The organism is Pseudomonadaceae bacterium SI-3 (assembly GCA_004010935.1).
Lineage (GTDB): Bacteria > Pseudomonadota > Gammaproteobacteria > Pseudomonadales > Pseudomonadaceae > Stutzerimonas.
The window spans coordinates 4,463,868-4,485,710 of the sequence record CP026511.1 but is presented as its reverse complement, the minus strand read 5'-3'; the positions used below and the strand labels follow the sequence as shown (position 1 = coordinate 4,485,710).

At 61.0% G+C, this 21,843-nt stretch carries 18 protein-coding genes; 14 read left to right on the top strand and 4 right to left on the bottom strand.

The genetic code is table 11. From position 1 onward, the window contains the following. Nucleotides 1–89 precede the first annotated feature (89 nt). The 9 genes from C1896_20815 (at nt 90) to C1896_20775 (ending at nt 12,063) form a co-directional block, all read left to right on the top strand. Complete coding sequence (locus C1896_20815; GenBank protein ID AZZ47156.1) at nt 90–644, top strand: hypothetical protein; 555 nt, start codon at nt 90–92, stop codon at nt 642–644. 13 nt (nt 645–657) lie between these two features. Beyond that, nucleotides 658–1,989, top strand: a complete 1,332-nt coding sequence (locus C1896_20810) for a Xaa-Pro aminopeptidase (GenBank protein ID AZZ47155.1) — start codon at nt 658–660, stop codon at nt 1,987–1,989. Beyond that, nucleotides 1,990–3,168 (top strand): 2-octaprenyl-6-methoxyphenyl hydroxylase, encoded by a 1,179-nt coding sequence (locus C1896_20805; GenBank protein ID AZZ47154.1) that lies wholly within the window; start codon nt 1,990–1,992, stop codon nt 3,166–3,168. Between the two features lie 136 nt (nt 3,169–3,304). After that, nucleotides 3,305–4,525, top strand: a complete 1,221-nt coding sequence (locus C1896_20800; GenBank protein ID AZZ47153.1) for a 2-octaprenyl-3-methyl-6-methoxy-1,4-benzoquinol hydroxylase — start codon at nt 3,305–3,307, stop codon at nt 4,523–4,525. 101 nt (nt 4,526–4,626) lie between these two features. Continuing rightward, nucleotides 4,627–5,628 carry an iron ABC transporter substrate-binding protein gene (locus tag C1896_20795; protein ID AZZ47152.1) on the top strand — a complete coding sequence of 334 codons (1,002 nt, stop codon included), beginning with the start codon at nt 4,627–4,629 and terminating at the stop codon, nt 5,626–5,628. A gap of 145 nt (nt 5,629–5,773) precedes the next feature. Further along, nucleotides 5,774–7,390, top strand: coding sequence for an iron ABC transporter permease (locus tag C1896_20790; protein ID AZZ47151.1), 1,617 nt, complete (start codon nt 5,774–5,776; stop codon nt 7,388–7,390). Nucleotides 7,391–7,527: 137 nt separating this feature from the next. Next, nucleotides 7,528–8,610 carry a glycine cleavage system protein T gene (gene gcvT, locus C1896_20785; GenBank protein ID AZZ47150.1) on the top strand — a complete coding sequence of 361 codons (1,083 nt, stop codon included), beginning with the start codon at nt 7,528–7,530 and terminating at the stop codon, nt 8,608–8,610. Between the two features lie 80 nt (nt 8,611–8,690). Further along, nucleotides 8,691–9,080 carry a glycine cleavage system protein H gene (gcvH, locus tag C1896_20780; GenBank protein ID AZZ47149.1) on the top strand — a complete coding sequence of 130 codons (390 nt, stop codon included), beginning with the start codon at nt 8,691–8,693 and terminating at the stop codon, nt 9,078–9,080. Nucleotides 9,081–9,186: 106 nt separating this feature from the next. Beyond that, on the top strand, nt 9,187–12,063 hold the full coding sequence (locus C1896_20775) for a glycine dehydrogenase (aminomethyl-transferring) (GenBank protein ID AZZ47148.1): 2,877 nt from the start codon (nt 9,187–9,189) through the stop codon (nt 12,061–12,063). A gap of 57 nt (nt 12,064–12,120) precedes the next feature. On the opposite strand, the gene C1896_20770 is transcribed toward C1896_20775, so the two are convergent. Continuing rightward, the gene (locus C1896_20770; protein ID AZZ47147.1) at nt 12,121–12,783 is read right to left on the bottom strand and encodes a YihA family ribosome biogenesis GTP-binding protein; all 663 of its coding nucleotides are present in this window, start codon (nt 12,781–12,783) and stop codon (nt 12,121–12,123) included. 277 nt (nt 12,784–13,060) lie between these two features. Between C1896_20770 and C1896_20765 the strand changes: the two genes are divergently transcribed. From C1896_20765 to C1896_20745, 5 genes are all read left to right on the top strand, one after another. Next, nucleotides 13,061–13,693, top strand: coding sequence for a cytochrome c4 (locus tag C1896_20765; protein ID AZZ47146.1), 633 nt, complete (start codon nt 13,061–13,063; stop codon nt 13,691–13,693). 181 nt (nt 13,694–13,874) lie between these two features. Next, nucleotides 13,875–14,504, top strand: coding sequence for a thiol:disulfide interchange protein (locus C1896_20760; GenBank protein AZZ47762.1), 630 nt, complete (start codon nt 13,875–13,877; stop codon nt 14,502–14,504). Nucleotides 14,505–14,510: 6 nt separating this feature from the next. After that, nucleotides 14,511–15,377 carry an endonuclease gene (locus C1896_20755; protein ID AZZ47145.1) on the top strand — a complete coding sequence of 289 codons (867 nt, stop codon included), beginning with the start codon at nt 14,511–14,513 and terminating at the stop codon, nt 15,375–15,377. Beyond that, nucleotides 15,377–17,233, top strand: coding sequence for a GGDEF domain-containing protein (locus tag C1896_20750; GenBank protein AZZ47144.1), 1,857 nt, complete (start codon nt 15,377–15,379; stop codon nt 17,231–17,233). The genes C1896_20755 and C1896_20750 overlap by 1 nt, the downstream gene beginning before the upstream one ends. 144 nt (nt 17,234–17,377) lie before the next feature. Further along, complete coding sequence (locus C1896_20745; protein ID AZZ47143.1) at nt 17,378–18,154, top strand: N-acetylmuramoyl-L-alanine amidase; 777 nt, start codon at nt 17,378–17,380, stop codon at nt 18,152–18,154. Nucleotides 18,155–18,163: 9 nt separating this feature from the next. Here the strand turns inward: C1896_20745 and C1896_20740 are convergent, their stop codons facing one another. From C1896_20740 to C1896_20730, 3 genes are read right to left on the bottom strand one after another with little or no spacing between them, the layout of a single operon-like run. Further along, complete coding sequence (locus tag C1896_20740; protein ID AZZ47142.1) at nt 18,164–18,571, bottom strand: DUF1330 domain-containing protein; 408 nt, start codon at nt 18,569–18,571, stop codon at nt 18,164–18,166. A gap of 35 nt (nt 18,572–18,606) precedes the next feature. Further along, nucleotides 18,607–20,394, bottom strand: coding sequence for a PAS domain-containing sensor histidine kinase (locus C1896_20735; GenBank protein AZZ47141.1), 1,788 nt, complete (start codon nt 20,392–20,394; stop codon nt 18,607–18,609). Further along, the gene (locus C1896_20730; GenBank protein AZZ47140.1) at nt 20,391–21,737 is read right to left on the bottom strand and encodes a sigma-54-dependent Fis family transcriptional regulator; all 1,347 of its coding nucleotides are present in this window, start codon (nt 21,735–21,737) and stop codon (nt 20,391–20,393) included. The genes C1896_20735 and C1896_20730 overlap by 4 nt, the downstream gene beginning before the upstream one ends. Nucleotides 21,738–21,843 lie beyond the last annotated feature (106 nt).

The following is a 21,843-nucleotide window of genomic DNA, read 5'->3' as shown; positions in this document are numbered from 1 at the left end:
GCCGGCTTCGATGGTCTTGGCTCGTATGCCGATGCTAGGATACAAGGCCTTCATTCTAGACATTAGCGCCTCTGCGCGCCTAGCTGCCAATGCCCATTCAGAACTCGCCTTACGCTGCTTTCGCTACATTGTTGGCCAGCAGTGCCCAACCCGTCACACCCGCCGAGCTACATGGACTGTTGCTCGGGCGCAGCTGCGCAGGCGCTGGTTTCGATGCCGAAACCTGGCTGAGCGATGCTGTCGAGCTGCTTGGTGCTGAACCTGACGAGCCGGTGCGCCAAGCACTTATCGGACTGCAAGAAATGGTCAAAGGCGAACTTGCCGGCGATGACATCACCATCGTCCTGCTGCTGCCGAGCGATGAGGCATCGCTGACCGAGCGTGCGCTGGCTCTGGGTCAGTGGTGCCAGAGTTTCCTGACCGGATTCGGCTTGGTCGCCGGCGATCGTGCGCTGAGCGGCGAAGCGATGGAAGTGCTTCAGGATCTGGCGGCCATCGCGCAGATCCAGGACTCGCTGGATGAGTCCGAAGATGGCGAGAACGACTACATGGAGGTCACGGAATACCTGCGCGTAGCGCCCCTGCTGCTATTCACTGAGTGCGCCAAGCCGGTACCGCCGACGCCCAAGCCTTCCCTGCATTGAGGACCGCTCGTCCATGACCCGTATCCCCAAGTCGGAATATGCCCGCCGGCGCAAGGCGCTGATGGCTGAGATGGAACCTAACAGCATCGCCATCCTGCCGGCCGCGCCGATGTACATTCGCAACCGCGACGTCGAACACATCTACCGTCAGGACAGTGACTTTCAATATCTCTCCGGATTTCCCGAGCCCGAGGCAGTGATTGCGCTGATCCCGGGTCGAGAGCACGGCGAGTATGTGTTGTTCTGTCGCGAACGCGATCCGGCTCGCGAGTTATGGGATGGTCTGCGCGCGGGTCAGGATGGCGCGATTTCGGACTACGGCGCTGATGATGCCTTCCCCATCGGCGATATAGACGACATCCTTCCCGGTTTGATCGAAGGGCGTTCACGCGTCTACTACGCGATCGGCAGCAACCAAGAATTCGATCATCGCTTGATGGAGTGGATCAACACGATCCGCTCCAAGGCCCGTCAGGGGGCGCAGCCGCCGAACGAATTCGTCGCCCTTGACCATCTGCTGCACGACCAGCGCCTGTACAAGTCGGCGAACGAAATAAAGGTGATGAAGCACGCTGCGGAGATCTCCGCGCGCGCCCATATCCGTGCCATGCAGGCCAGTCGTGCTGGACTCTACGAATACCATCTCGAAGCCGAGCTGGATTACGAGTTCCGCAAAGGCGGAGCGAAGATGCCGGCCTACGGTTCCATCGTCGCGGCCGGAAAGAACGCTTGCATCTTGCACTACCGCGAGAATGACGCGCTGCTCAAGGATGGCGACTTGGTGCTGATAGACGCCGGCTGTGAAATTGATTGCTACGCCAGCGACATTACCCGCACCTTTCCGGTCAGCGGCCGCTTTTCGCCCGAGCAGAAAGCTATTTATGAGCTGGTCCTGGCTGCCAACGAAGAAGCCTTCAAGCATATCGCGCCCGGCAGGCATTGGAACGAGGCCCACGAGGCGACCGTTCGGGTAATCACAGCCGGATTGGTCGAGCTGGGATTGCTCCAGGGTGACGTCGATGAGCTGATTGCCGCCGAAGCCTACAAACCCTTCTACATGCACCGCGCCGGCCACTGGTTGGGCATGGACGTGCATGATGTCGGTGATTACAAGGTCGGCGGTGAATGGCGCGTTCTGGAGCCCGGCATGGCGATGACCGTCGAGCCGGGCATCTATGTCGCGGCTGACAATCAGGACGTGGCAAAGAAGTGGCGCGGCATCGGCGTACGCATCGAAGATGATGTGGTGGTCACCCGCAACGGTTGCGAAATTCTTACTGGCGGTGTGCCTAAGTCCGTTGACGAGATCGAGGCACTGATGGCGGTTTCCGCCGAGGTCGCGTAGATGGCAACGTTGGCGATCATCGGAGGTGGGCTGGTCGGCGCGAGTTTAGCGTTGGCACTGCAAAGTGGAGCGAAACAGCGTGGCTGGACGATCGAGCTGATCGAGCCGTTCGAGCCGGGCAACCACTACCAGCCCAGCTATGACGCGCGTTCTACCGCGTTGTCCTACGGGACCCGGCTTATTTACCAGCGCCTGGGCATATGGGATCAGATCGCCGAACGTGCAGAGCCAATCACCGATATCCATGTATCCGACCGCGGTCGCGCAGGTGTCACCAGGCTTGACGCCAGTAGTCAGCGTGTCCCGGCGCTGGGTTATGTCGTGGAAAACGCCTGGATCGGCCATTGTCTCTGGCAAGCACTCGATGACGACGTAGTGGTTCGCCATTGCCCTGCTGAAGTCGAGCAGATGCGAGCCGTGCCGGGCGGCTATCACCTGACATTGACTGACAGTCAGACGCTCGGCTGTGATCTCGCGGTTCTGGCCGATGGTGGTCGCTCAGGGCTGCGTGAGCAGCTCGGCATCAAAATCAAACAATCGCCCTATGGGCAAACGGCGCTGATCGCCAATGTTACGCCCGGTATGCCGCACGGGGGTCGCGCGTTCGAGCGCTTCACCGATGAGGGGCCGATGGCGTTGCTGCCGCTGCCGGATAACCGCTGCGCTCTGGTCTGGACTCGGCCGGAACGGGATGCAGCGCGTCTTGCCGCGCTCCCTGAAGCGGAGTTCCTCGAAGAGCTCCAGCAGGCGTTCGGCTATCGGCTTGGCGGTTTTCAGCAGGTTGGCGCGCGGCACCTCTATCCGCTTGTGCTGATCGAAGCTGAAGAGCAGGTTCGCTCTGGCCTGGTCGTACTGGGTAATGCTGCGCACAGCTTGCACCCTATCGCCGGGCAGGGTTACAACCTTTCCCTCCGTGACACCGAGGCCCTTGCGGTCGCGCTCTTGGGCAGTTCGGCGTCGCCGGGCGACCTGGGCGTATTGCAGGCTTACCATCAAAAGCAGCGTTCGGACCAGCGCGTCACGGTGGGTTTTTCCGATCAACTGACCCAGCTGTTCGGTGATTCGGGGCGCCTTTTCATTGCCGGGCGGAATCTTGGATTGCTGGGGCTGGATCTGCTGCCGCCCGCCAAAGCCTGGTTCGCGAGACAGGCAATGGGAATGGGCGTACGCGAGCGTTAGGGCCGCGTTAAATGCTCCGTCGATGCGCGACCGGTAGCTGCCACGCTGAGCCGTAAGGCACGATGCTCGAGCGAGCGTTAGCGCAGTCGAGCGGACCTACCAAATTTGCAGGCTAGGCGAACAGGAGAGAGCAGTAATGCAAGCGGACCTCATCATCGTTGGCGCTGGGATGGTTGGCAGTACCTTGGCCCTGGCCCTGCAGGACTCCGGCCTCACCATCAAACTGGTCGACGGCGGACCGTTGGAAGTGCAGCCGTTCAAACCCTCGGACTCCTTCGAGCCTCGCGTCAGTGCCCTGTCGGCTGCCAGTCAGCGGATTCTCCAGCGTGTGGGCGCCTGGCAGGGGATTGTTGATCGACGCGCTAGTCCCTATCTGGACATGCACGTGTGGGATGGCTCCGGCACTGGCCATATCGATTTCTCCGCGGCCGCGGTGCATGCCGATGTATTGGGTCACATCGTCGAGAATCGTGTCGTGCAGGATGCTCTGCTGGAGGCGCTGAAGAGCCGTGGTTCGGTGGAGCTCAAGGGCAACGCCCGTCTTGAGCAGCTGCAGCAGAACGATAACGGTTGGACGCTGACGATGGATGACGGTCAGCGGCTGAGCGCCGGACTTATAGTCGCTGCCGACGGCGCCAACTCTACGGTCCGCCAACTGGCCGGCTGCGAAACCCGCGAGTGGGATTATCTGCATCACGCCATAGTCACCAGCGTGCGCTGTGTTGAGCCGAATCAGCAGGCTGCGTGGCAGCGCTTCACCGACGAAGGACCGCTGGCATTCCTGCCCTTACAGCGGGAGGGCGACGCCCATTGGTGCTCCATCGTCTGGTCTGTCACGGAGGCCGAGGCGCAGCGGTTGATGGCGCTGGACAATGATGCGTTCTGTCAGGCGCTTGGTCGCGCCTTCGAATATCGCTTGGGTGAGATAGTCGAGGCCGATCCGCGCTTATGCATCCCGCTGCGCCAACGCCATGCAAAGCGTTACGTACAGCCCGGGTTGGCATTGATTGGCGACGCTGCTCACACCATTCATCCGTTGGCCGGGCAGGGCGTCAACCTTGGGTTGCTCGACGCAGCGGTGCTTGCAGAAGTGATCCAGGGCGCGGTGTCGCGTGGTGTTCGGCTGGGTGACCCGCGGGTGTTGGGGCGTTTCGAGCGGCGTCGGATGCCCCATAACCTGGCCATGATGGCGGCAATGGAGGGGTTCGAGCGCTTGTTCCAGGCCGACCCACTACCGCTGCGTTGGTTGCGCAATGCCGGGTTGAAAGGTGTTCAGGCTCTGCCCGCAGCCAAAGCGCTGTTCGTTCGCCAAGCGCTGGGCTTGAGCGGCGATATGCCGGAGCTGGCGAGGCTCTGATCGGTTAGGGGCCTGCCGCTGGATGCGCGAATTGTCGCGTTGAGAAAGTAAATGACATTCACTACTATTCAGCCTCTTGAACAAATCTAAGAGGCTGATCCATGCAGGCAAGCAAAGGTTTACTCGCCGTTCTCGCGCTCACCGCGCTGTCGAGTGCTGTACAGGCTGCCGAAGAAGTAGTGGTCTACTCTTCGCGGATCGATGAGCTGATCAAGCCGGTTTTCGATGCCTACACGGCCAAGACCGGCGTCAACGTCAAGTTCATTACGGACAAAGAAGCGCCACTGATGGCCCGCATCAAGGCCGAAGGCGAAAACACGCCGGCGGATCTGCTCCTGACGGTAGATGGTGGCAACCTCTGGCAGGCCGAGCAGATGGGCATCCTGCAGCCGATGAACTCGGCGGTAGTTAACGACAACATCCCTTCGCAGTACCGCTCCTCCACTGATGGCTGGACGGGTTTGTCGCTGCGGGCGCGGACCATCGTTTATTCACCCGAGCGTGTGGAAGAGGGTGAGCTGACGACCTACGAAGCCCTGGCCGACAAGAACTGGGAAGGCCGTCTGTGCCTGCGGACCAGCAAGAAGGTTTATAACCAGTCACTGACCGCTACCCTGATCGAAACCCATGGCGCCGAGAAGACCGAAGAAATCATCAAGGGTTGGGTCAATAACCTTGCTACAGACGTGTTTGCCGACGACACCGCGCTGGTTCAGGCAATCGATGCCGGTCAGTGTGATGTAGGTATCGTCAACACTTACTACTACGGCCGCCTGCACGCGCAAAACCCGGATCTGAAAGCCAAGCTTTTCTGGCCGAATCAGGATGGTCGCGGTGTACACGTCAACCTGTCGGGCATCGGTCTGACCAAACATGCGCCGCACCCCGAGGCTGCGCGCAAGCTGGTCGAGTGGATGACCACCCCCGAAGCGCAAAGCATCTTTGCCGATATCAACATGGAGTTTCCGGCGAACCCCGAGGTGAAGTCCTCGGCTGAGGTCTCTGCTTGGGGTAATTTCAAGGCGGACACTATCCCGGTCGAAGTTGCCGGCAAGCGCCAGGCTGAAGCGATCATGCTGATGGACCGCGCTGGTTGGCGATAAGCAGCTATCGGCTGGCCGCCTAGCCGGCCAGCCAGGCTCCGTTCATATCTGAATGCCTGGTTTTGCAGTTTGCAGTTTGCAGCTACGGCTATAATCGACGCCCCCGCATGCCGGGGGCGTCGTCTTTTCTGCTTTTGAGGCTTGCGTGTCCCACCCCGTCGAGCGCCGCTGGTATCCCATCACTTTCGCAGTTGCCGCGCTGGTATTGCTGCCGCTGAGCGTCCTGCTGTTCAGTTGGAGCGATATCGACACCAGCATTTGGTCACATCTCTGGCAGACCCAGCTGCCGCGTTTGCTGGGCAATACGTTAACGCTGGTTCTAGGTGTTTCGGTGGGTGTGACCGTGCTCGGGGTGAGCCTGGCCTGGTTGACTTCGTTGTGTGAGTTCCCGGGGCGGCGCTGGCTGGATTGGGCGCTGATGCTGCCTTTTGCCATTCCCGCCTATGTGCTGGCGTTCGTGTTCATCGGGCTACTCGATTTTGCCGGGCCGGTGCAAACACTGGCTCGGGAGTGGTTCGGCAGTGGGGTGCGCTTTCCTCGGGTCCGGTCCACCGGCGGCGTCATCACCGTGCTGGTGCTGGTTTTCTATCCTTATGTCTATCTGCTTGCTCGCTCAGCTTTCATTGCTCAAGGCAAAGGGCTGATGGAGGCCGCGCGGGTTCTGGGCAAGTCGCCCTGGAAAGCGTTCTGGACCGTTGCTTTACCAATGGCGCGACCGGCAATCGGTGCCGGGTTGGCTTTGGCATTGATGGAAACACTTGCCGATTTCGGCGCCGTGGCGGTTTTCAATTTCGACACCTTTACCACCGCGATATACAAGACCTGGTATGGGTTCTTCAGTCTCACCAGCGCCACTCAGCTGGCCAGCTTGTTGTTGTTGGCGGTGATGCTGGTGCTCTATGGCGAGCGCCGTGCGCGTGGGGCAGCCCGGCCCGCGAACGATCGGGCGCGCTCGGCGGTGCTTTATCGGCTTCGTGGCGTCAAGGCCCTAGCCGCCAGTAGTTGGTGTGGCCTGGTGTTTCTTTGTGCCTTCGTCATACCCGTACTGCAGTTGCTGGTCTGGCTCTGGCAGCGTGGGCGCTTCGATCTCGATGAGCGTTACACTGGCTTGATCCTGCATACCCTTTATCTGGGCGGCATGGCGGCGCTGATCACAGTGACTGTGGCGCTGTTGCTGGCTTTCGCCCGACGCCAGGCACCGCTGCGTCCGATAAAGATGGCAGTCGGGTTGGCGAATCTCGGTTACGCGCTGCCGGGGTCGGTGCTGGCCGTGTCGATCATGCTTGCGTTCAGCTACCTCGACCGCGAATTGGTTGTGCCGCTGTCCGGCTGGCTCGGCGGCGCAGGCAAGCCGATCCTGTTGGGAAGCCTCGGCGCATTGCTCCTGGCTTACTTGATTCGGTTCATGGCGGTGGCGTTCGGGCCGCTGGAAAGCGCGCTGGCGCGGATTCGGCCTTCTCTGCCACAGGCCTCGCGCAGCCTTGGCGTGGGCGGGCCGGCACTGTTCTTCAGGGTCTACCTGCCGTTGTTATTACCCGGAACACTGAGTGCCGCGCTGTTGGTGTTCGTCGATGTACTGAAAGAGATGCCTGCCACGCTCCTTATGAGACCGTTCGGTTGGGACACCCTGTCGGTGAGGATCTTCGAGATGACCAGCGAAGGCGAGTGGGCGCGTGCCGCGCTGCCTGCGCTGACGTTGGTGCTGGTCGGGCTGTTGCCGGTCATCTTGCTGATCCGTCGCTCAGCCCGGCGAGTCGGCTAAGCGCTCCATCGCCTCGCAGTGACCTGTCACGACCTTGAGGCTACAATGCGCGCCATCCAAAAATCGTCGGGCCTACTGCCCGGCTCTAATAAGCTCTACCCACGCCGCTTCGGCGACCTGCCCGGAAGGAGAAACCCATGGGTCAGCGTACTCCCCTCTACGATCAGCACCTCGCACTCGGCGCCAAGATGGTCGATTTCGGCGGCTGGGACATGCCGCTGCATTACGGCTCCCAGGTAGAAGAACATCATCAGGTGCGCCGCGATTGCGGGGTGTTCGACGTCTCCCACATGACGGTGGTGGACGTCCGGGGGGCAGATGCAAAGGCCTATCTGCAGCGTCTGCTGGCCAACGACGTAGGTCGTCTCGGGCAGGTCGGTAAAGCACTCTATACGGCCATGCTCAACGAGCGTGGCGGCGTGGTGGACGACCTCATCGTTTATCTCGCCGAAGAGGGTTATCGGCTTGTGGTCAACGCCAGCACCCGCGACAAGGATCTGGCGTGGATGCAGGCGCAGGCTGAGGGGTTTACGGTTGAAGTGACCGAGCGGCCGGAGCTGGCGATGCTGGCCGTCCAGGGCCCCCATGCGCGGGCGCGCACCGCTGAATTGGTCAGTCAGGCTCGAGCGGCATTGATCCACGAGCTCAAGCCCTTCAACGGCCGTGCCGCAGGGGATTGGTTCATTGGTCGCACCGGCTATACCGGCGAGGACGGCCTGGAAATCATCCTGCCGGCCGAGCAGGCTCCCGATTTCCTCAGCGAGCTGGTCGGCGCCGGCATTCCGCCGATCGGGCTGGGTGCGCGTGACACCTTGCGGCTCGAGGCGGGCCTGAATCTCTATGGCCAGGATATGACCGAGGATGTCTCGCCGCTGCAGGCCAATATGGGCTGGACCGTGGCGTGGCAGCCGGTCGAGCGTGACTTCATCGGCCGCAGCGCGCTTGAGGCACAGAAGCTACAAAGTGATCTGCCGAAACTGGTAGGGCTGGTGCTCGAGGAGCGTGGCGTGCTGCGAGCCCATCAGATCGTGCGCGTCAACGGCATGGGCGAAGGAGAGATCACCAGCGGTAGTTTTTCGCCTACGCTTGGCAAAGCCATTGCGCTCGCGCGTGTTCCGGCCGGGACGGCTGATCGTGCCGAAGTAGAAATCCGTGGTAAGTGGTATCCCGTGCGCGTGGTGCAGCCGACTTTCGTGCGTCACGGCAAAGTACTGGTGTAAATTCGGCCAACTGCAATTTTGCAACGGGCCGCAGAGCCTGCTTCGTGCCCGCAACCGACAGCTTTTTTGAGGACCTACGAATGAGCGACATCCCCAGCGATCTGCGTTACGCCGCCAGCCACGAGTGGGCCCGTCTCGAAGCCGACGGTAGTGTTAGCGTCGGTATCTCCGACCATGCCCAGGAAGCGCTGGGCGATGTGGTGTATGTGGAGCTGCCGGAGATCGGCCAGCAGCTGACTGCAGGGCAACAAGCGGGTGTGGTGGAGTCGGTAAAGGCCGCTTCGGACATTTACGCGCCAATTTCCGGGGAGGTGGTCTCGATCAACGAGCAACTCACCGATTCGCCGGAAAACGTCAACAGCGAGCCCTATGGCAGCTGGTTCTTCCGGATTCAGCCGAGCGATGCCTCGCAACTGGAGAAGCTGCTCGATGCAGAGGGTTACAAGGCCTCCTGCGACGCCGAAGCCTAAGCGATCAAATCCAAAAGCCCCGCAATGCAGGCGTGTGAAAACCGAGTGAAGTCGATTTTCATAGCAGTCCGCATATCGGGGCTTTCCTTTTTCGAGAGAAGCAGTGATGTCTCAAGTGCCGCGCCTTTCCCAGCTCCAGCAACCTGACGCCTTTTTGCGTCGCCATCTTGGCCCTGATGCGGGTGAACAACAGGCCATGCTCGATGCGCTCGGCTTGTCTAGCCGTGAAGAGCTGGTCAAGCAGACCGTGCCGCCGGCGATTCGCCTGCAAGGTGACCTGGCGCTGCCGGCCGCGCTGGATGAACAGGAAGCACTGGCGCGCTTGCGAGGCTACGCGGAACAGAACCAGCTCTGGACCAGCCTGATCGGTATGGGCTACCACGGCACCATCACGCCGCCCGTAATTTTACGCAACGTCTTGGAAAACCCGGGCTGGTATACCGCGTACACGCCTTATCAACCTGAGATCGCCCAGGGTCGTCTGGAGGCGCTGCTGAATTTCCAGCAACTGACCATCGACCTCACCGGGCTCGATCTGGCCAACGCATCGCTACTCGATGAAGCCACAGCCGCAGCGGAAGCCATGACCCTGGCGCGGCGAATGGCCAAGAGCAAGAGCAACTGCTTCTTCGTTGATGAAAACTGCCACCCGCAAACGCTCTCGGTGGTGCAGACGCGTGCTGACGCCTTTGGTTTCGATCTAGTGGTCGGTGCGCTTGAGGATATCGCTGGGCAGGAAGTATTTGGTGCGCTGCTTCAATACCCCGACACTCATGGCGAAATTCGCGATCTGCGACCGGCGATCGAAACGCTCCACGCCAAGCAAGCCCTGGCCTGCGTCGCGGCGGACCTGCTCAGCCTGCTTCTGCTGACGCCGCCTGGCGAACTCGGCGCGGATGTGGTGCTCGGTTCAACCCAGCGCTTTGGCGTACCGATGGGCTACGGTGGTCCCCACGCCGCCTATTTCGCTACCCGCGACGCCTTCAAGCGCGCCATGCCCGGCCGTATTATCGGCGTGTCCAAGGATGCGCGCGGTAACACGGCACTGCGCATGGCGCTGCAAACGCGCGAACAGCATATCCGTCGCGAGAAGGCCAATTCCAACATCTGTACCGCGCAGGTGCTTCTAGCCAACGTCGCCAGCTGTTATGCCGTCTACCACGGTCCAGAAGGGCTCAAGCGCATCGCTCAGCGCACCCATCGGCTGACCTCGATCCTGGCCAGCGCGCTGGAAATGAAGGGCATCAAGCGCACCAACCAGCATTTCTTCGACACGCTGACGCTTGAGGTGGGCGGCGCACAGACGGCGATCCTCGAAAGTGCTCGCGCGGCGCAGATCAATCTGCGCATCCTCGGTCGCGGCAAGCTAGGTGTCAGCCTCGACGAGACCTGTAACGAGCAGACCGTGGAACAGCTACTGGCGGTGTTCCTCGGTGCCGATCACGGACTGAACATCGCGACGCTGGACGCGGGTGAAATCCTCAGCGGCATCCCGAACGAACTGCAGCGCAGCAGCGCTTATCTGTCTCACCCGGTGTTCAACACCCACCACAGCGAAACCGAGATGCTGCGTTACCTTAAGCAGCTGGAGAACAAGGACCTAGCATTGAACCAGGCGATGATCCCGCTCGGTTCCTGCACCATGAAGCTGAACGCCACCAGCGAGATGATCCCGATTACATGGCCGGAGTTTGCCAACCTGCATCCGTTCGCACCGCAGGAGCAGGCTCAGGGCTACAAGCTCATGATCGATGAACTGGAAGCTTGGCTTTGTGCGATCACTGGCTTCGACGCGATCTCGATGCAGCCCAACTCAGGCGCCCAGGGCGAATACGCCGGCCTGGTCGCGATCCGCAAGTATCACGAGAGCCGCGGCGAGGGCCAGCGTGACATCTGCCTGATTCCATCTTCGGCCCACGGCACCAACCCTGCGTCGGCGCAGATGGTCAGCATGCGAGTAGTAATCGTCGACTGCGACAAGGCGGGGAACGTCGATCTCGAGGACCTCAAACGCAAGGCGGCCGAGGCGGGGGATAAGCTGTCCTGCCTGATGATCACCTATCCGTCGACCCATGGTGTCTACGAAGAAGGCGTTCGGGAAATCTGCGAAGCGATTCATGCGCAGGGCGGCCAGGTGTACATGGACGGCGCCAACCTCAACGCTCAGGTCGGTCTGGCGCGTCCAGCCGATATCGGCGCAGACGTTTCGCACATGAACTTGCATAAAACGTTCTGCATCCCGCATGGCGGTGGCGGCCCAGGCATGGGGCCGATCGGTATCAAGGCGCACCTGCAGCCCTTCGTTGCCAACCATCCGGTGATCGAGTTGCAAGGCCCGAATCCGGAAAACGGCGCGGTCAGCGCTGCGCCTTGGGGAAGCGCCAGCATTCTACCGATCAGCTGGATGTACATCGCCATGATGGGGCCGCAGCTGCGCGACGCCACCGAGGTTGCGATTCTCAGTGCTAACTACCTGGCGATGCGTCTCGGCGAGGCCTTCCCGGTCCTCTACAGCGGCCGCAGCGGCCGTGTAGCACACGAATGCATCATCGATCTGCGGCCGCTCAAGGCGCAGACCGGCATCACCGAGGAGGACGTCGCCAAGCGGCTGATCGATTATGGCTTCCATGCGCCAACCATGTCTTTCCCGGTGCCCGGCACGTTGATGATCGAGCCTACCGAGAGCGAGTCTAAAGCCGAGCTGGATCGTTTCGTCGAAGCGATGCTGAGCATTCGTGCTGAGATCGACAAGGTGGAAAGCGGTGGGTGGCCTGCCGAGGACAACCCGCTGGTACGCGCTCCGCATACGCTGGCCGACGTTACCAACCTGTGGGATCGCCCATACAGCATTGCCGAAGGCGTGACGCCGAGCGCCCACACTCAGGCACACAAGTACTGGCCCGCGGTGAATAGGGTCGACAATGTTTTTGGGGACCGAAACCTGTTCTGTGCCTGCGTGCCGGTCGAGGATTACCGCGAGTAGTGCAGCTCCGCCCGTTCTGACCCTTGGGTGAGAGCGGGCGAAGTCTCTACCGAAAACTCAGCCGTCTTGCGAAGGCTCGTCAAGAGCCTCATCGCTATCTTCGCCAATCATCCCCAGCAGTTGCGCCAGCACCAGCTGGGCTTCTTCCACGCCCTGCCGCTTCGGCGCTGAGAACAGCTGTACGCTGACACCATCTCCCCACCCCTTGCGGATGTCGCGCTGTATCGCCAGCAACGCGTTTTTGGCTGCGCCGAAGGCAAGCTTGTCTGACTTGGTCAGCAAGATGTGTAGCGGCATCTCGCTGGCGTTGGACCAGTCGAGCATCATACGGTCGAACTCTGTCAGCGGATGGCGGATGTCCATCATCAAGAACACCCCAGCGAGACTCTCGCGGCTGCTCAGGTAGGCTTCCAAATGACGCTGCCAATGCTGCTTCAGGGGAATCGGTACTTTTGCATAGCCGTAGCCGGGAAGATCGACCAGGCGATGGTGTTCATCGAGGCTGAAGAAGTTCAGCAGTTGGGTGCGCCCAGGTGTCTTCGACGTGCGGGCGAGACTGGCATGGGTGAGCGTGTTCAGCGCACTGGACTTGCCCGCGTTCGAGCGACCGGCGAAAGCGACTTCCAGGCCCTCGTCAGCCGGGCATTGATCGACCTTGGCGGCACTGGTCATGAACGTGGCTTGCTGGCAGAGGCCTAGAATCGGGTTTTTTGGGAGCATGGGCTTTCCGGTGAGTGCGCGGGGTGCGGCAATGGTTCATTTCCGTTTCAGGAGCGCCAGTATATAATGCCGCAGATTTTGTGTGCGCTTTGGTCTAAAAACGAGCCCGAGTAGCCGCTCTGCTAGCCGCTTTCGGCGACCGACCGTAAGCGAGCAAGGCATTGCTCAAGCGCCAGGTCAGACGTCACCCTGTTTATAACGAGCGTCGCCATGGCCCTAAGCGGTCGGACTGCCGAATAAGATTTCTTTAAACCCTTAGCCGTAGTTGGATGAGCTGATGAACAAAGTACTCGTGAGTCTGCTGTTGACCCTTGGCATCACCGGTATCGCCCACGCGGCTGGAAATGCAGAAGCAGGAAAAGAAAAGGTCGCCGTCTGTGGTGCTTGCCACGGAGCCGACGGAAACAGTGCCGCACCGAACTTCCCGAAACTCGCAGGCCAGGGCCCGAACTATCTGTTCAAGCAGCTGCAGGATATCAAGGCGGGCAGCAGCCCCACAGCCGAGCCTGGTGTCGGTCGCAAGGTCCTGGAAATGACCGGTATTCTCGATCCCTACAGCGATCAGGACCTCCAGGACATGGCCGCCTATTTCGCCAGCCAGAAGATGACGATCGGCACGGCCGACCCGGCTCTGGTCGCTCAGGGTGAGCAGCTTTTCCGCGGCGGCAAGCTGGAGCAGGGCATGCCGGCTTGCTCCGGTTGCCACGCGCCGGACGGCGTAGGCAACAACCTGGCGCGTTTCCCACGTTTGGGCGGTCAGCACGCGGCCTATACGGCCAAGCAGCTCACCGATTTCCGCGAAGGCGATCGCACCAACGATGGCGACGCGGCCATCATGCGCACCATCGCGTCGAAGCTGAGCAACAAAGACATCCAGGCACTGTCGAGCTACATCCAAGGCCTGCACTGATCGTTTTCCGATCAGCCTAAAAGGGGCGTTCAGGGCATGAGCCTGAACGCCTTTTTTTGTTTTCGGCCTCGCTATAATGATTGTCAAGATATTGAAAAGCGGCGGAAAGCGCTGGCGAGCAAACATGAATTGCTGCAGCCTGTGGCGCTATCGGTTAGCCGTTCATTACAAGGGAGTCATCATGCGTAAACTCGTCCTCAGTGCCCTTCTCGTTACCGCCAGTCTGTTCGGCTTTTCAGCCAGTGCGGCAGATTTCCAAGCAGGAAAGGAATACGTCGAGCTGAAGAATCCGGTCCCGGTTGCCGAGCCGGACAAGATCGAGGTGGTCGAGCTGTTCTGGTATGGCTGCCCGCATTGCTACCAATTCGAGCCGGTGATCAATCCATGGATCAAGCAACTGCCTGACGATGTCGATTTCAAGCGCATCCCGGCGATGTTTGGTGGCGTCTGGAACACGCACGGGCAGATGTTCCTCGCGCTGGAGTCCATGGGCGTCGAGCAGAAAGTCCATGACGCGGTGTTCAACGCTTATCACCGAGACGGTAACAAGCTCGACACGCCGGAAAAGATGGCGGAGCTCCTCGAGGGGCAGGGTGTCGACAAGCAAGCTTTCCTGAAGGCTTATAACTCCTTTGGCGTGAAGAGCCGTGCCGAGCAGGCAAAGAAGCTGGCGATGGCTTATCAGATCACTGGTGTTCCGGTGATGATCGTCAACGGTAAGTACCGTTTCGATATTGGATCTGCGGGTGGCCCGGAGCGGGCACTGGATGTTGCTGACTTCCTCATCGAAAAAGAACGCGCGGCCCGGTAAGCACGCGTGCTTCGTCGCTGGAGCTCACCACGCCTGGCCGGCCCCGGACAGGCGCAGGTCAATCCGCTTTGCCTGGATTCCAGCGGCCTGCCCTGTAACGGCCGGTTGCGTCTGCTGAGCTTCAACATTCAGGTCGGGATCAGCACCGAGCGCTATCACCATTACCTCACCCGTAGCTGGCAGCACTTGCTGCCACACACCGGACGCGCACGGAACTTACAGCGAATCGGCGACTTGCTCGCCAACTACGATCTCGTGGCGCTGCAAGAAGCCGACGGCGGCAGTATGCGATCGGGCTATGTCAATCAAGTCGAGCATCTTGCGCAGCTCGGGGCTTTTCCGTACTGGTACCAGCAGCTCAACCGCATGGGACGCTTCGCTCAGCACAGCAACGGCGTGCTGAGTCGACTGGAACCGCAGGGGCTGGAAGACCATCCGTTGCCAGGACCATCCGGCCGCGGCGCGATTCTGCTCCGCTTTGGCCAGGGTGAGAACGCCCTTGTCGTGGTGGTGATGCATCTGGCGCTAGGCGGTGGCGCACGCACCCGTCAACTGGCGTATATCCGTGACCTGATTGGTGGCTACCGCCATCAGATACTGATGGGCGACATGAATACCCATGCCAGCGATCTGCTGGAGCACTCACCCCTGCGTGATCTTGGCCTGCAAGCACCACAGATCGAGGCGACGTTTCCCAGCTGGCGTCCGCAACGCTGCCTGGACCACATTCTGCTGAGCCCCAGCCTGACGCTCGAGCGTGTCGATGTGCTGGCCCAGGCAACTTCGGACCACCTACCGGTTGCGGTGGAGATCCGCCTGCCTGACGCGCTGCACAATGCTGACGCACTGCCTGTACCTACGGATAGGACCTGATGAGCGACGACGCGCAACGCTGGAAAGACAAATATCTGCACCAGTTGGAACAGCAGGAGCAGCTCGAAGGGCGCTGGAACACGCGGCTGGATCTGCTGCGGCGCAGTCTGGTGCGCAGCAGTTTTGCGGTGGACGGTGCCGATCCGGCGGTTGAGCGCTGCATGCGTGAGCTACGTGATGTGCTGCGCGACGACGTGCAGGATGACCGTCTGGGTGCGCTGGTCCCGCGGCTCGAGCGCGCGGTCCTCGACACTGAGCGCACTAAACAGGAGCGCCTCGAGCGATTGACTGAGGCGCTCGACCGACTGGCCTCGCAATTGCTCGAGCTGCGGCTGCCCAACGAAATCCGCAAGCCATTGAAGCAGTTTTCACGGCAGCTTGCTAAGCGAGCAGCCCAATCGCGCGAGCTGCCCACGCTGTTGAGCGAGCTGGGTGAGTTACAGAGCCAGGCGCTGGCGGCTCAGCGACCATCCGGCACCTCCAATTCGGTGGGATTGCTTGGCCGCTTGTTCGGCCAGCGCGACAGCAACATTGAGGCCTTGGCACAGCCCGACAACGATTCGCCATTGGTTACGGCTGACCCGATGCAATCGCTGCCAGGCCAGCCGCTTTTTGAACAGGCCGAAACGCCTGAACCATTGCAAGGGTCGTCCGCTCCGGATTCTGACTCTCAGGCGGCGGAAGCGCCGCGGGCTGTGATCGACATCGCGACGCCGCATAGCGATGCGATAACCAACGTGACACCACCAGATTTGACGCCGGAGAGCCAGTCGGCCGATCCGTATCAGTTACCGCCTTCGCCCGAGCAGGCCTACAGTGCCATTGCCGAGCGTGTCGAATCGACACTGCTCGGTCTTCTCGAGAATCTGCGTCTGCCAGAGCACCAGCAGGAGCAGGTGCAGGCTATGCGCGAGCGGATTCAGCAAGGGCTGAATTGGTATGAGCTCGTACCGGTGCTTGATGACCTGGCTCAGTTGATGCTGGCCGTGGCTGACCAAGGGCAGCGAGAGTTCGAGCTCTACCTGAGTCTGCTCAACGAGCGGCTGGCCACCATGCAGGACAGTCTCGGCGCGGCCCGCGAAGGGCACGTGCAGAGCAAGGAAACCGCCCAGGCGCTTGACGAAGAGCTGCGCCAGCAAGTCGGTGGTCTGCAAGACAGCATGCTCGGCGCCAAGGACCTGCCGAGCCTGAAGCAGACTGTTCAGGCTCGGTTGGATGGGTTACTCGAAACCGTCGACGCGTATCAGCGTCAGCGTAGCGACCATGAACAAGCCTTGAGCGATCGCCTAAGCACTCTGGTCGAGCGGGTGGCAAGCCTTGAGCAGGCCGCAACGGGGATGCGCGAGCACCTCGAAGAGCAGCGGCAGAAGGCCCTGCAGGATCCGCTTACCAGCTTGCCTAACCGAGCCGCCTGGGATGAGCGCCTGGAGCTCGAGGTCGCACGTCAGCAACGCTACGGTGGTCAGCTGCTGCTCGCGGTTCTGGACGTCGATCATTTCAAGCGTATCAACGACAGTTTCGGCCATCTGGCTGGTGATCGAGTGCTGAAGATCATTGCCAACGAGCTGCGTAAGCGGCTGCGCAAGACCGATTTTATAGCCCGTTTCGGCGGCGAAGAGTTCGCGCTGCTGCTGCCTGAAACCCCTGTTGATGCGGGCCTGAAGGTGCTTGACGGTCTTCGCTCGGGTATTCAGGAATGCCCGTTTCACTTCAAGGGTGCGCGAATCGAGGTCACGCTATCGGGTGGACTTGCCAACTTCGCTGTGAAGGACGTCGCCGAAAACGTGTTCGAGCGTGCCGACCAGGCGCTCTACCGAGCCAAGGGCGCGGGTCGCAATCGGATAGAGATGGGCTGACCAGACGCTCTGGGAGCTCGCGGGTCGCCTCGCTATAATCCGCACCCTACATCTGCGCCGCGATCTAGACGTGGCCGTCCGGGCGTCTCGCCCGAATCACCTGCGCAAAGTCTGCGTCATCTTGCTGTCGACCAGAGGTGCCTAATGAAAGCCCTGATTTCCGCCGCAATCCTGTTGTTGCTTGCTGGTTGTTCCAGCGGTCCGCGTATCGATACCAGCTATACGTCGCTTGGTCAGGACAGCCGCGCCCAGTTCATCGTCATCCACTACACGTCCAGTGACCTGCAGCGTTCGCTCGACATTCTCAAGGGCGACGGCGTCAGCAGCCACTACCTAATCGGCGAAGCGCCCGCGACCATCTACCGTCTGGTCGATGAAGATCGTCGTGCCTGGCATGCTGGCGAAAGCCAATGGAACGGACGTACCTGGCTTAACTCCAGCTCCATTGGCATCGAGCTGGTTAACCGCGGTTATATCGAAAGCGCCGAGGGACGTCTCTGGTATCCCTACTCCGATGAGCAGATTGACGCTCTGATCGTGCTGCTCAAGGACATCATGCAGCGCCGCGGTCTGAAGCCTGGCGCGATCATCGGGCACAGTGACATTGCTCCGCAGCGCAAGGTCGACCCGGGCCCGCTGTTTCCCTGGAAGCGGCTGGCGGACGCCGGTCTGGTGCCCTGGCCTGACGCCCAAGCCGTAGCGCGCCAGCGCAGCCTGTTTGCGACGGCAATACCGGATGTGGCCTGGTTCCAAGCGCAGTTGGCGGAGCAGGGTTACAAGGTGCCCGATCACGGCTATCTCGATCTGGAAACCCGAAACGTCATTGCCGCGTTCCAGATGAAATACCGTCCGGCGCGCTTCGATGGCGAACCGGACGCTGAAACCGCAGCGCTGCTCGCGGTGCTGAACGCAGCAGGCTGAGGCTTCGGCTCAGCTGCGAGGCGTACAGCCGATCAGCCTCGAGTCGGCGAGTGCTGCGGTACGGTGGATCGTGGCGGCGCGGTATTCCGGGTCCGCCAGCATTGCCAGAAAGGCTTCAGGCGAGGGATAGCGCACCAGCAGCACCTCGTCCCAATGCTCCTGTTCCGGCGCAATCAGCGCGACGCGGGCGTTGGCCATGATCTCCACGTCGCCACCGGCTGAGCGTACCTTCTTGATGGCGGTGCGGCTGTAGACTGCATAGGCTTCCCTGCCGGAACAAGGCGGGTGACCGCTTTCGGCAGGGTAGGCGGCTTGATCGTTAAAGCGCAGCAAGTTGAGCATGAGGATCGGCTCGTTGGCGGGCATCTGCTCGGCGAAGCGCTTCAGCTGGTCTTGGCTGGGGTTGAGGCTGGGCATGGTGGCTCCGTTTTATTCTTCCCGCCGTGCCAGGCTCAGATGGGCAGGGCGATATAGAAGATGGTGCCGTGGCCAATGCGCGAATGCACGCCGATACGACCACCATGTAGCTGGGCGATCTCTTTGCATAAGGCAAGGCCCAGTCCGGCGCCGCCGCGGCGGCGACCGATCTGCACGAACGGCTCGAAGATGCGCGCCTGCTGGCTATAGGGGATGCCTTCGCCATTGTCTTCGACACTGAGAATGACCCGTTCGCCGTGATGCCGCGCCAGTAGGCGGATCTCACCGCCGTCAGGTGTGTGCCGCAGTGCATTGCTGAGCAGGTTGTCGAGCGTCCGGTCCATCTGCTGCTGGTCCAGCAACAGGCTTGGCAGCGGCGTCTGTAGTTCAAGCTTGATTTCGATATGGTTCTGCGCAGCACTCGCCTGGAAACGCTGCCGTGCTTGCTCGAGGAGTACGGCCGGGTCGCACGGCACGCGTTCGAGTTTTTGCTGACCGCTCTGGTAGCGCGAGAAGTTCAGTAGATCGTTGATCAGCGTGACCAAACGCTGCATCTCTTCATGCACGGTGGTGAACAGGTCGGCTTCGCGGCTATTGTCCGGATAGTGCGTTCGTTCGCGCAGCAGACTGAAGGCCATCTGCATGCCTGTCACGGGAGTGCGCAGCTCATGCGAGGCACGCAACACGAACTCGTTGCGCACCCGTTCGAAGGTTCGTTGGTCGGTCACGTCGTGAAGCACCATCACCGCGCCGCTGATGCGGCCGTCGTGATGGTTCACTGGGCTCATGCGCCATGACAGCAGCCGGCGCTCGCCGTCGGCCTCGATCACCAGATCTTCCGGCGGCGCGGATAGGGGCGTATCGGCCAGCACTTGCTGAGCGGCCTCGTCCAGCTCCGGATAGCCGAGGGCCTGGCCAAGCGTCGACCCCAAATGTTCTGTTTCCCAGGCCAGTTGGCGCTGCGCAACCGGGTTGGCATGTTCCAGACGGCCCTGGCGGTCGATGATCAATAGGCCGTCATCGATGCTGTCGAGCAATGCCTGCAGCCGTTGCTGGCCATCGACCAGCGCTTCGACATTGGTTTGCTTGAACTGGTGCAGGGCCTGCGCCATCAGACCGAAGCGACGAATCAGCGACGATAGCTCAGCGATGGGCGAGGTGGGCAGATTGATATTGAAGTCGCCGCGGCCGATCTGGTCAGCCACGCTGGACAGTTGCTCGATGGGGTCACCGAAGCGCCGGGCGAAACTGTGCGCGGTGACGAAGCCGATCAGCAGCACTGCAATACCGGTCAACCCGAGCAGCCCGGCGAGCAATTGTGCCCGTTCGCGGCTGCGAATCTCGGTGTCACGAATCTGGTTGTAGGCGGACTGTTGCATGTCCACCATCAACTCGCGAACGCGGTTGAAGGATTGGCTGAGGGGATTATCCTCGAGCAGTGTCACGTTCAGGTTGGAGGGTGTTTCCAGCTGCACGGCAAAGCGCGTATAGGCGTCGCCGATGGCTTCATAAGCCTTGCGGTCCTGCTCGTCGTTGGCGTCCGCCATACCTCGTGCCAGAGCGCCCAGAAACACTTCGCGGTATTCGTTCAGGGCTTCAACGTCGCGCTGTTCGCGGACCAGCAGCAGTAGCTGGTTTCCCAGCGCCTGGCGCAGCTGCTGGTTGACCTCGATGACACCGAAGTTATCGCGAATGAGATTTTCCTGGCTCTTTGCCATTTGCACGACGCTAACCAGCGCCAGCAGTAGCCCAAGTAAGGCCACCGTCATCAATGCCGAGAAACCCAGGAACAGCCGGGTTCTCAGCTTCATCTGGATTTTCATAGGCCGTATTGCTTACGTTTTCGATAAAGCGTCGATGCGTCGATGCCTAGAATTCGGGCGGCTTGCTCAAGCGTGTCGCTGGTGCTCAATACGCCCGAGATATGGGCTTTTTCCAGCGCTTCCAAACTGAGCGGCTCACCGATGCGTGGGGCGTTGCTGACGGCCTGATCGGCCAGGCCAAGATGGCTGACTTCGATCATGTCCTGCGGGCAGATGATGCTGGCGCGCTCGACCACGTTGCGCAATTCACGGACGTTGCCTGGCCAGCGATAGGCCTTCAATGCGGCAACCGCGTTGTCGCTGAAGCCGCGCGCTGGTCGGCCATAGCTTTTTACGAAGAACGCCAGGAAGCGCTCGGCGAGGGTCAGCACGTCTTCCGGGCGTTCGCGCATGGGTGGAAGGTTCAGGGTGATGACATTCAGACGGTAAAGCAGGTCTTCACGGAAACGCCCTTCGCGGACCATTTCCTCGAGATTCAAATTGGTGGCGGCGAGAATGCGCACGTCGGCCCGCCGGGTGACTGGGTCACCGACGCGCTCGTATTCCTTGTCTTGGATGAAACGCAGCAGTTTCGGCTGCAAAGCGAGGGGAAAGTCGCCGATTTCATCGAGAAACAGCGTGCCGCCGTCGGCTTGGTTGACGCGTCCCAGGGTGCTTTCGGTGGCCCCGGTGAAAGCGCCACGGTTGTGTCCGAATAGCTCGCTTTCCATCAGATCAGCCGACAGGGACGGGCAGTTGATGGTGATGAAGGCTTTTTTAGAGCGCCGGCTCCAGTTGTGAATCGCACGCGCCAGCTCGCCTTTGCCCGTGCCTGACTCACCGAGGATGAGAATGTTCGCGTCGGTATCGGCCACTTGGCGGGCGGTCTCCAGCACGCTCATCATCGCCGGGCTGTACGAGCCCAGCGCATCGCTGCGTTTTTGCACCTCGCCTTCCAGGGCCTCCAGGCGCGCTGCCATCTGACGGACTTCCAGCTGCTTGGCGGCCGACAGGCGCAGCTGCTCGGGGCTGCATGGCTTGACCAAGTAATCCGCAGCGCCCGCTTGCATCGCGTCCACCGCGGTGTCGACGGCCGAATGGGCGGTGACGATTACTACACGCATCCACGGCGCAAGTACGCGCATCTGCTGCAGGACATCGAGACCGTTGTCTTCACCGAGGCGCAGGTCCAGAAAGCACAGATCGAACACCTGCCGCTGCAGGATCGCTTCGGCCTGTGAAGCGCTGGCCGCCGTGACCACCGTATAACCGCGGTCCTCGAGGCAGTAGCGGAACGTGCGCAGGATCGCTGCCTCGTCGTCTACCAGTAGGATGCGGCCGCCGGTGTCGGTCGTTTGGTCCATGAATGCTCCAGTCAGGCAAAAGCGGTGAATGTTTGGCGAGTCGTTGGGGTGGAACCTGTGTGCTGCTTTGGCACGCGGTAGTTCAGCGCCTGCTTTAGTCTACGCA

Excerpts from the sequence above, each read along its gene's own strand:
- C1896_20815 (AZZ47156.1), top strand. The coding sequence starts at position 90 with ATGCCCATTCAGAACTCGCCTTACGCTGCTTTCGCTACATTGTTGGCC.
- C1896_20810 (AZZ47155.1), top strand. The coding sequence starts at position 658 with ATGACCCGTATCCCCAAGTCGGAATATGCCCGCCGGCGCAAGGCGCTG.
- C1896_20805 (AZZ47154.1), top strand. The coding sequence starts at position 1,990 with ATGGCAACGTTGGCGATCATCGGAGGTGGGCTGGTCGGCGCGAGTTTA.
- C1896_20800 (AZZ47153.1), top strand. The coding sequence starts at position 3,305 with ATGCAAGCGGACCTCATCATCGTTGGCGCTGGGATGGTTGGCAGTACC.
- C1896_20795 (AZZ47152.1), top strand. The coding sequence starts at position 4,627 with ATGCAGGCAAGCAAAGGTTTACTCGCCGTTCTCGCGCTCACCGCGCTG.
- gcvT (AZZ47150.1), top strand. The coding sequence starts at position 7,528 with ATGGGTCAGCGTACTCCCCTCTACGATCAGCACCTCGCACTCGGCGCC.
- gcvH (AZZ47149.1), top strand. The coding sequence starts at position 8,691 with ATGAGCGACATCCCCAGCGATCTGCGTTACGCCGCCAGCCACGAGTGG.
- C1896_20775 (AZZ47148.1), top strand. The coding sequence starts at position 9,187 with ATGTCTCAAGTGCCGCGCCTTTCCCAGCTCCAGCAACCTGACGCCTTT.
- C1896_20770 (AZZ47147.1), bottom strand. The coding sequence starts at position 12,783 with ATGCTCCCAAAAAACCCGATTCTAGGCCTCTGCCAGCAAGCCACGTTC.
- C1896_20765 (AZZ47146.1), top strand. The coding sequence starts at position 13,061 with ATGAACAAAGTACTCGTGAGTCTGCTGTTGACCCTTGGCATCACCGGT.
- C1896_20760 (AZZ47762.1), top strand. The coding sequence starts at position 13,875 with ATGCGTAAACTCGTCCTCAGTGCCCTTCTCGTTACCGCCAGTCTGTTC.
- C1896_20750 (AZZ47144.1), top strand. The coding sequence starts at position 15,377 with ATGAGCGACGACGCGCAACGCTGGAAAGACAAATATCTGCACCAGTTG.
- C1896_20745 (AZZ47143.1), top strand. The coding sequence starts at position 17,378 with ATGAAAGCCCTGATTTCCGCCGCAATCCTGTTGTTGCTTGCTGGTTGT.
- C1896_20740 (AZZ47142.1), bottom strand. The coding sequence starts at position 18,571 with ATGCCCAGCCTCAACCCCAGCCAAGACCAGCTGAAGCGCTTCGCCGAG.
- C1896_20735 (AZZ47141.1), bottom strand. The coding sequence starts at position 20,394 with ATGAAAATCCAGATGAAGCTGAGAACCCGGCTGTTCCTGGGTTTCTCG.
- C1896_20730 (AZZ47140.1), bottom strand. The coding sequence starts at position 21,737 with ATGGACCAAACGACCGACACCGGCGGCCGCATCCTACTGGTAGACGAC.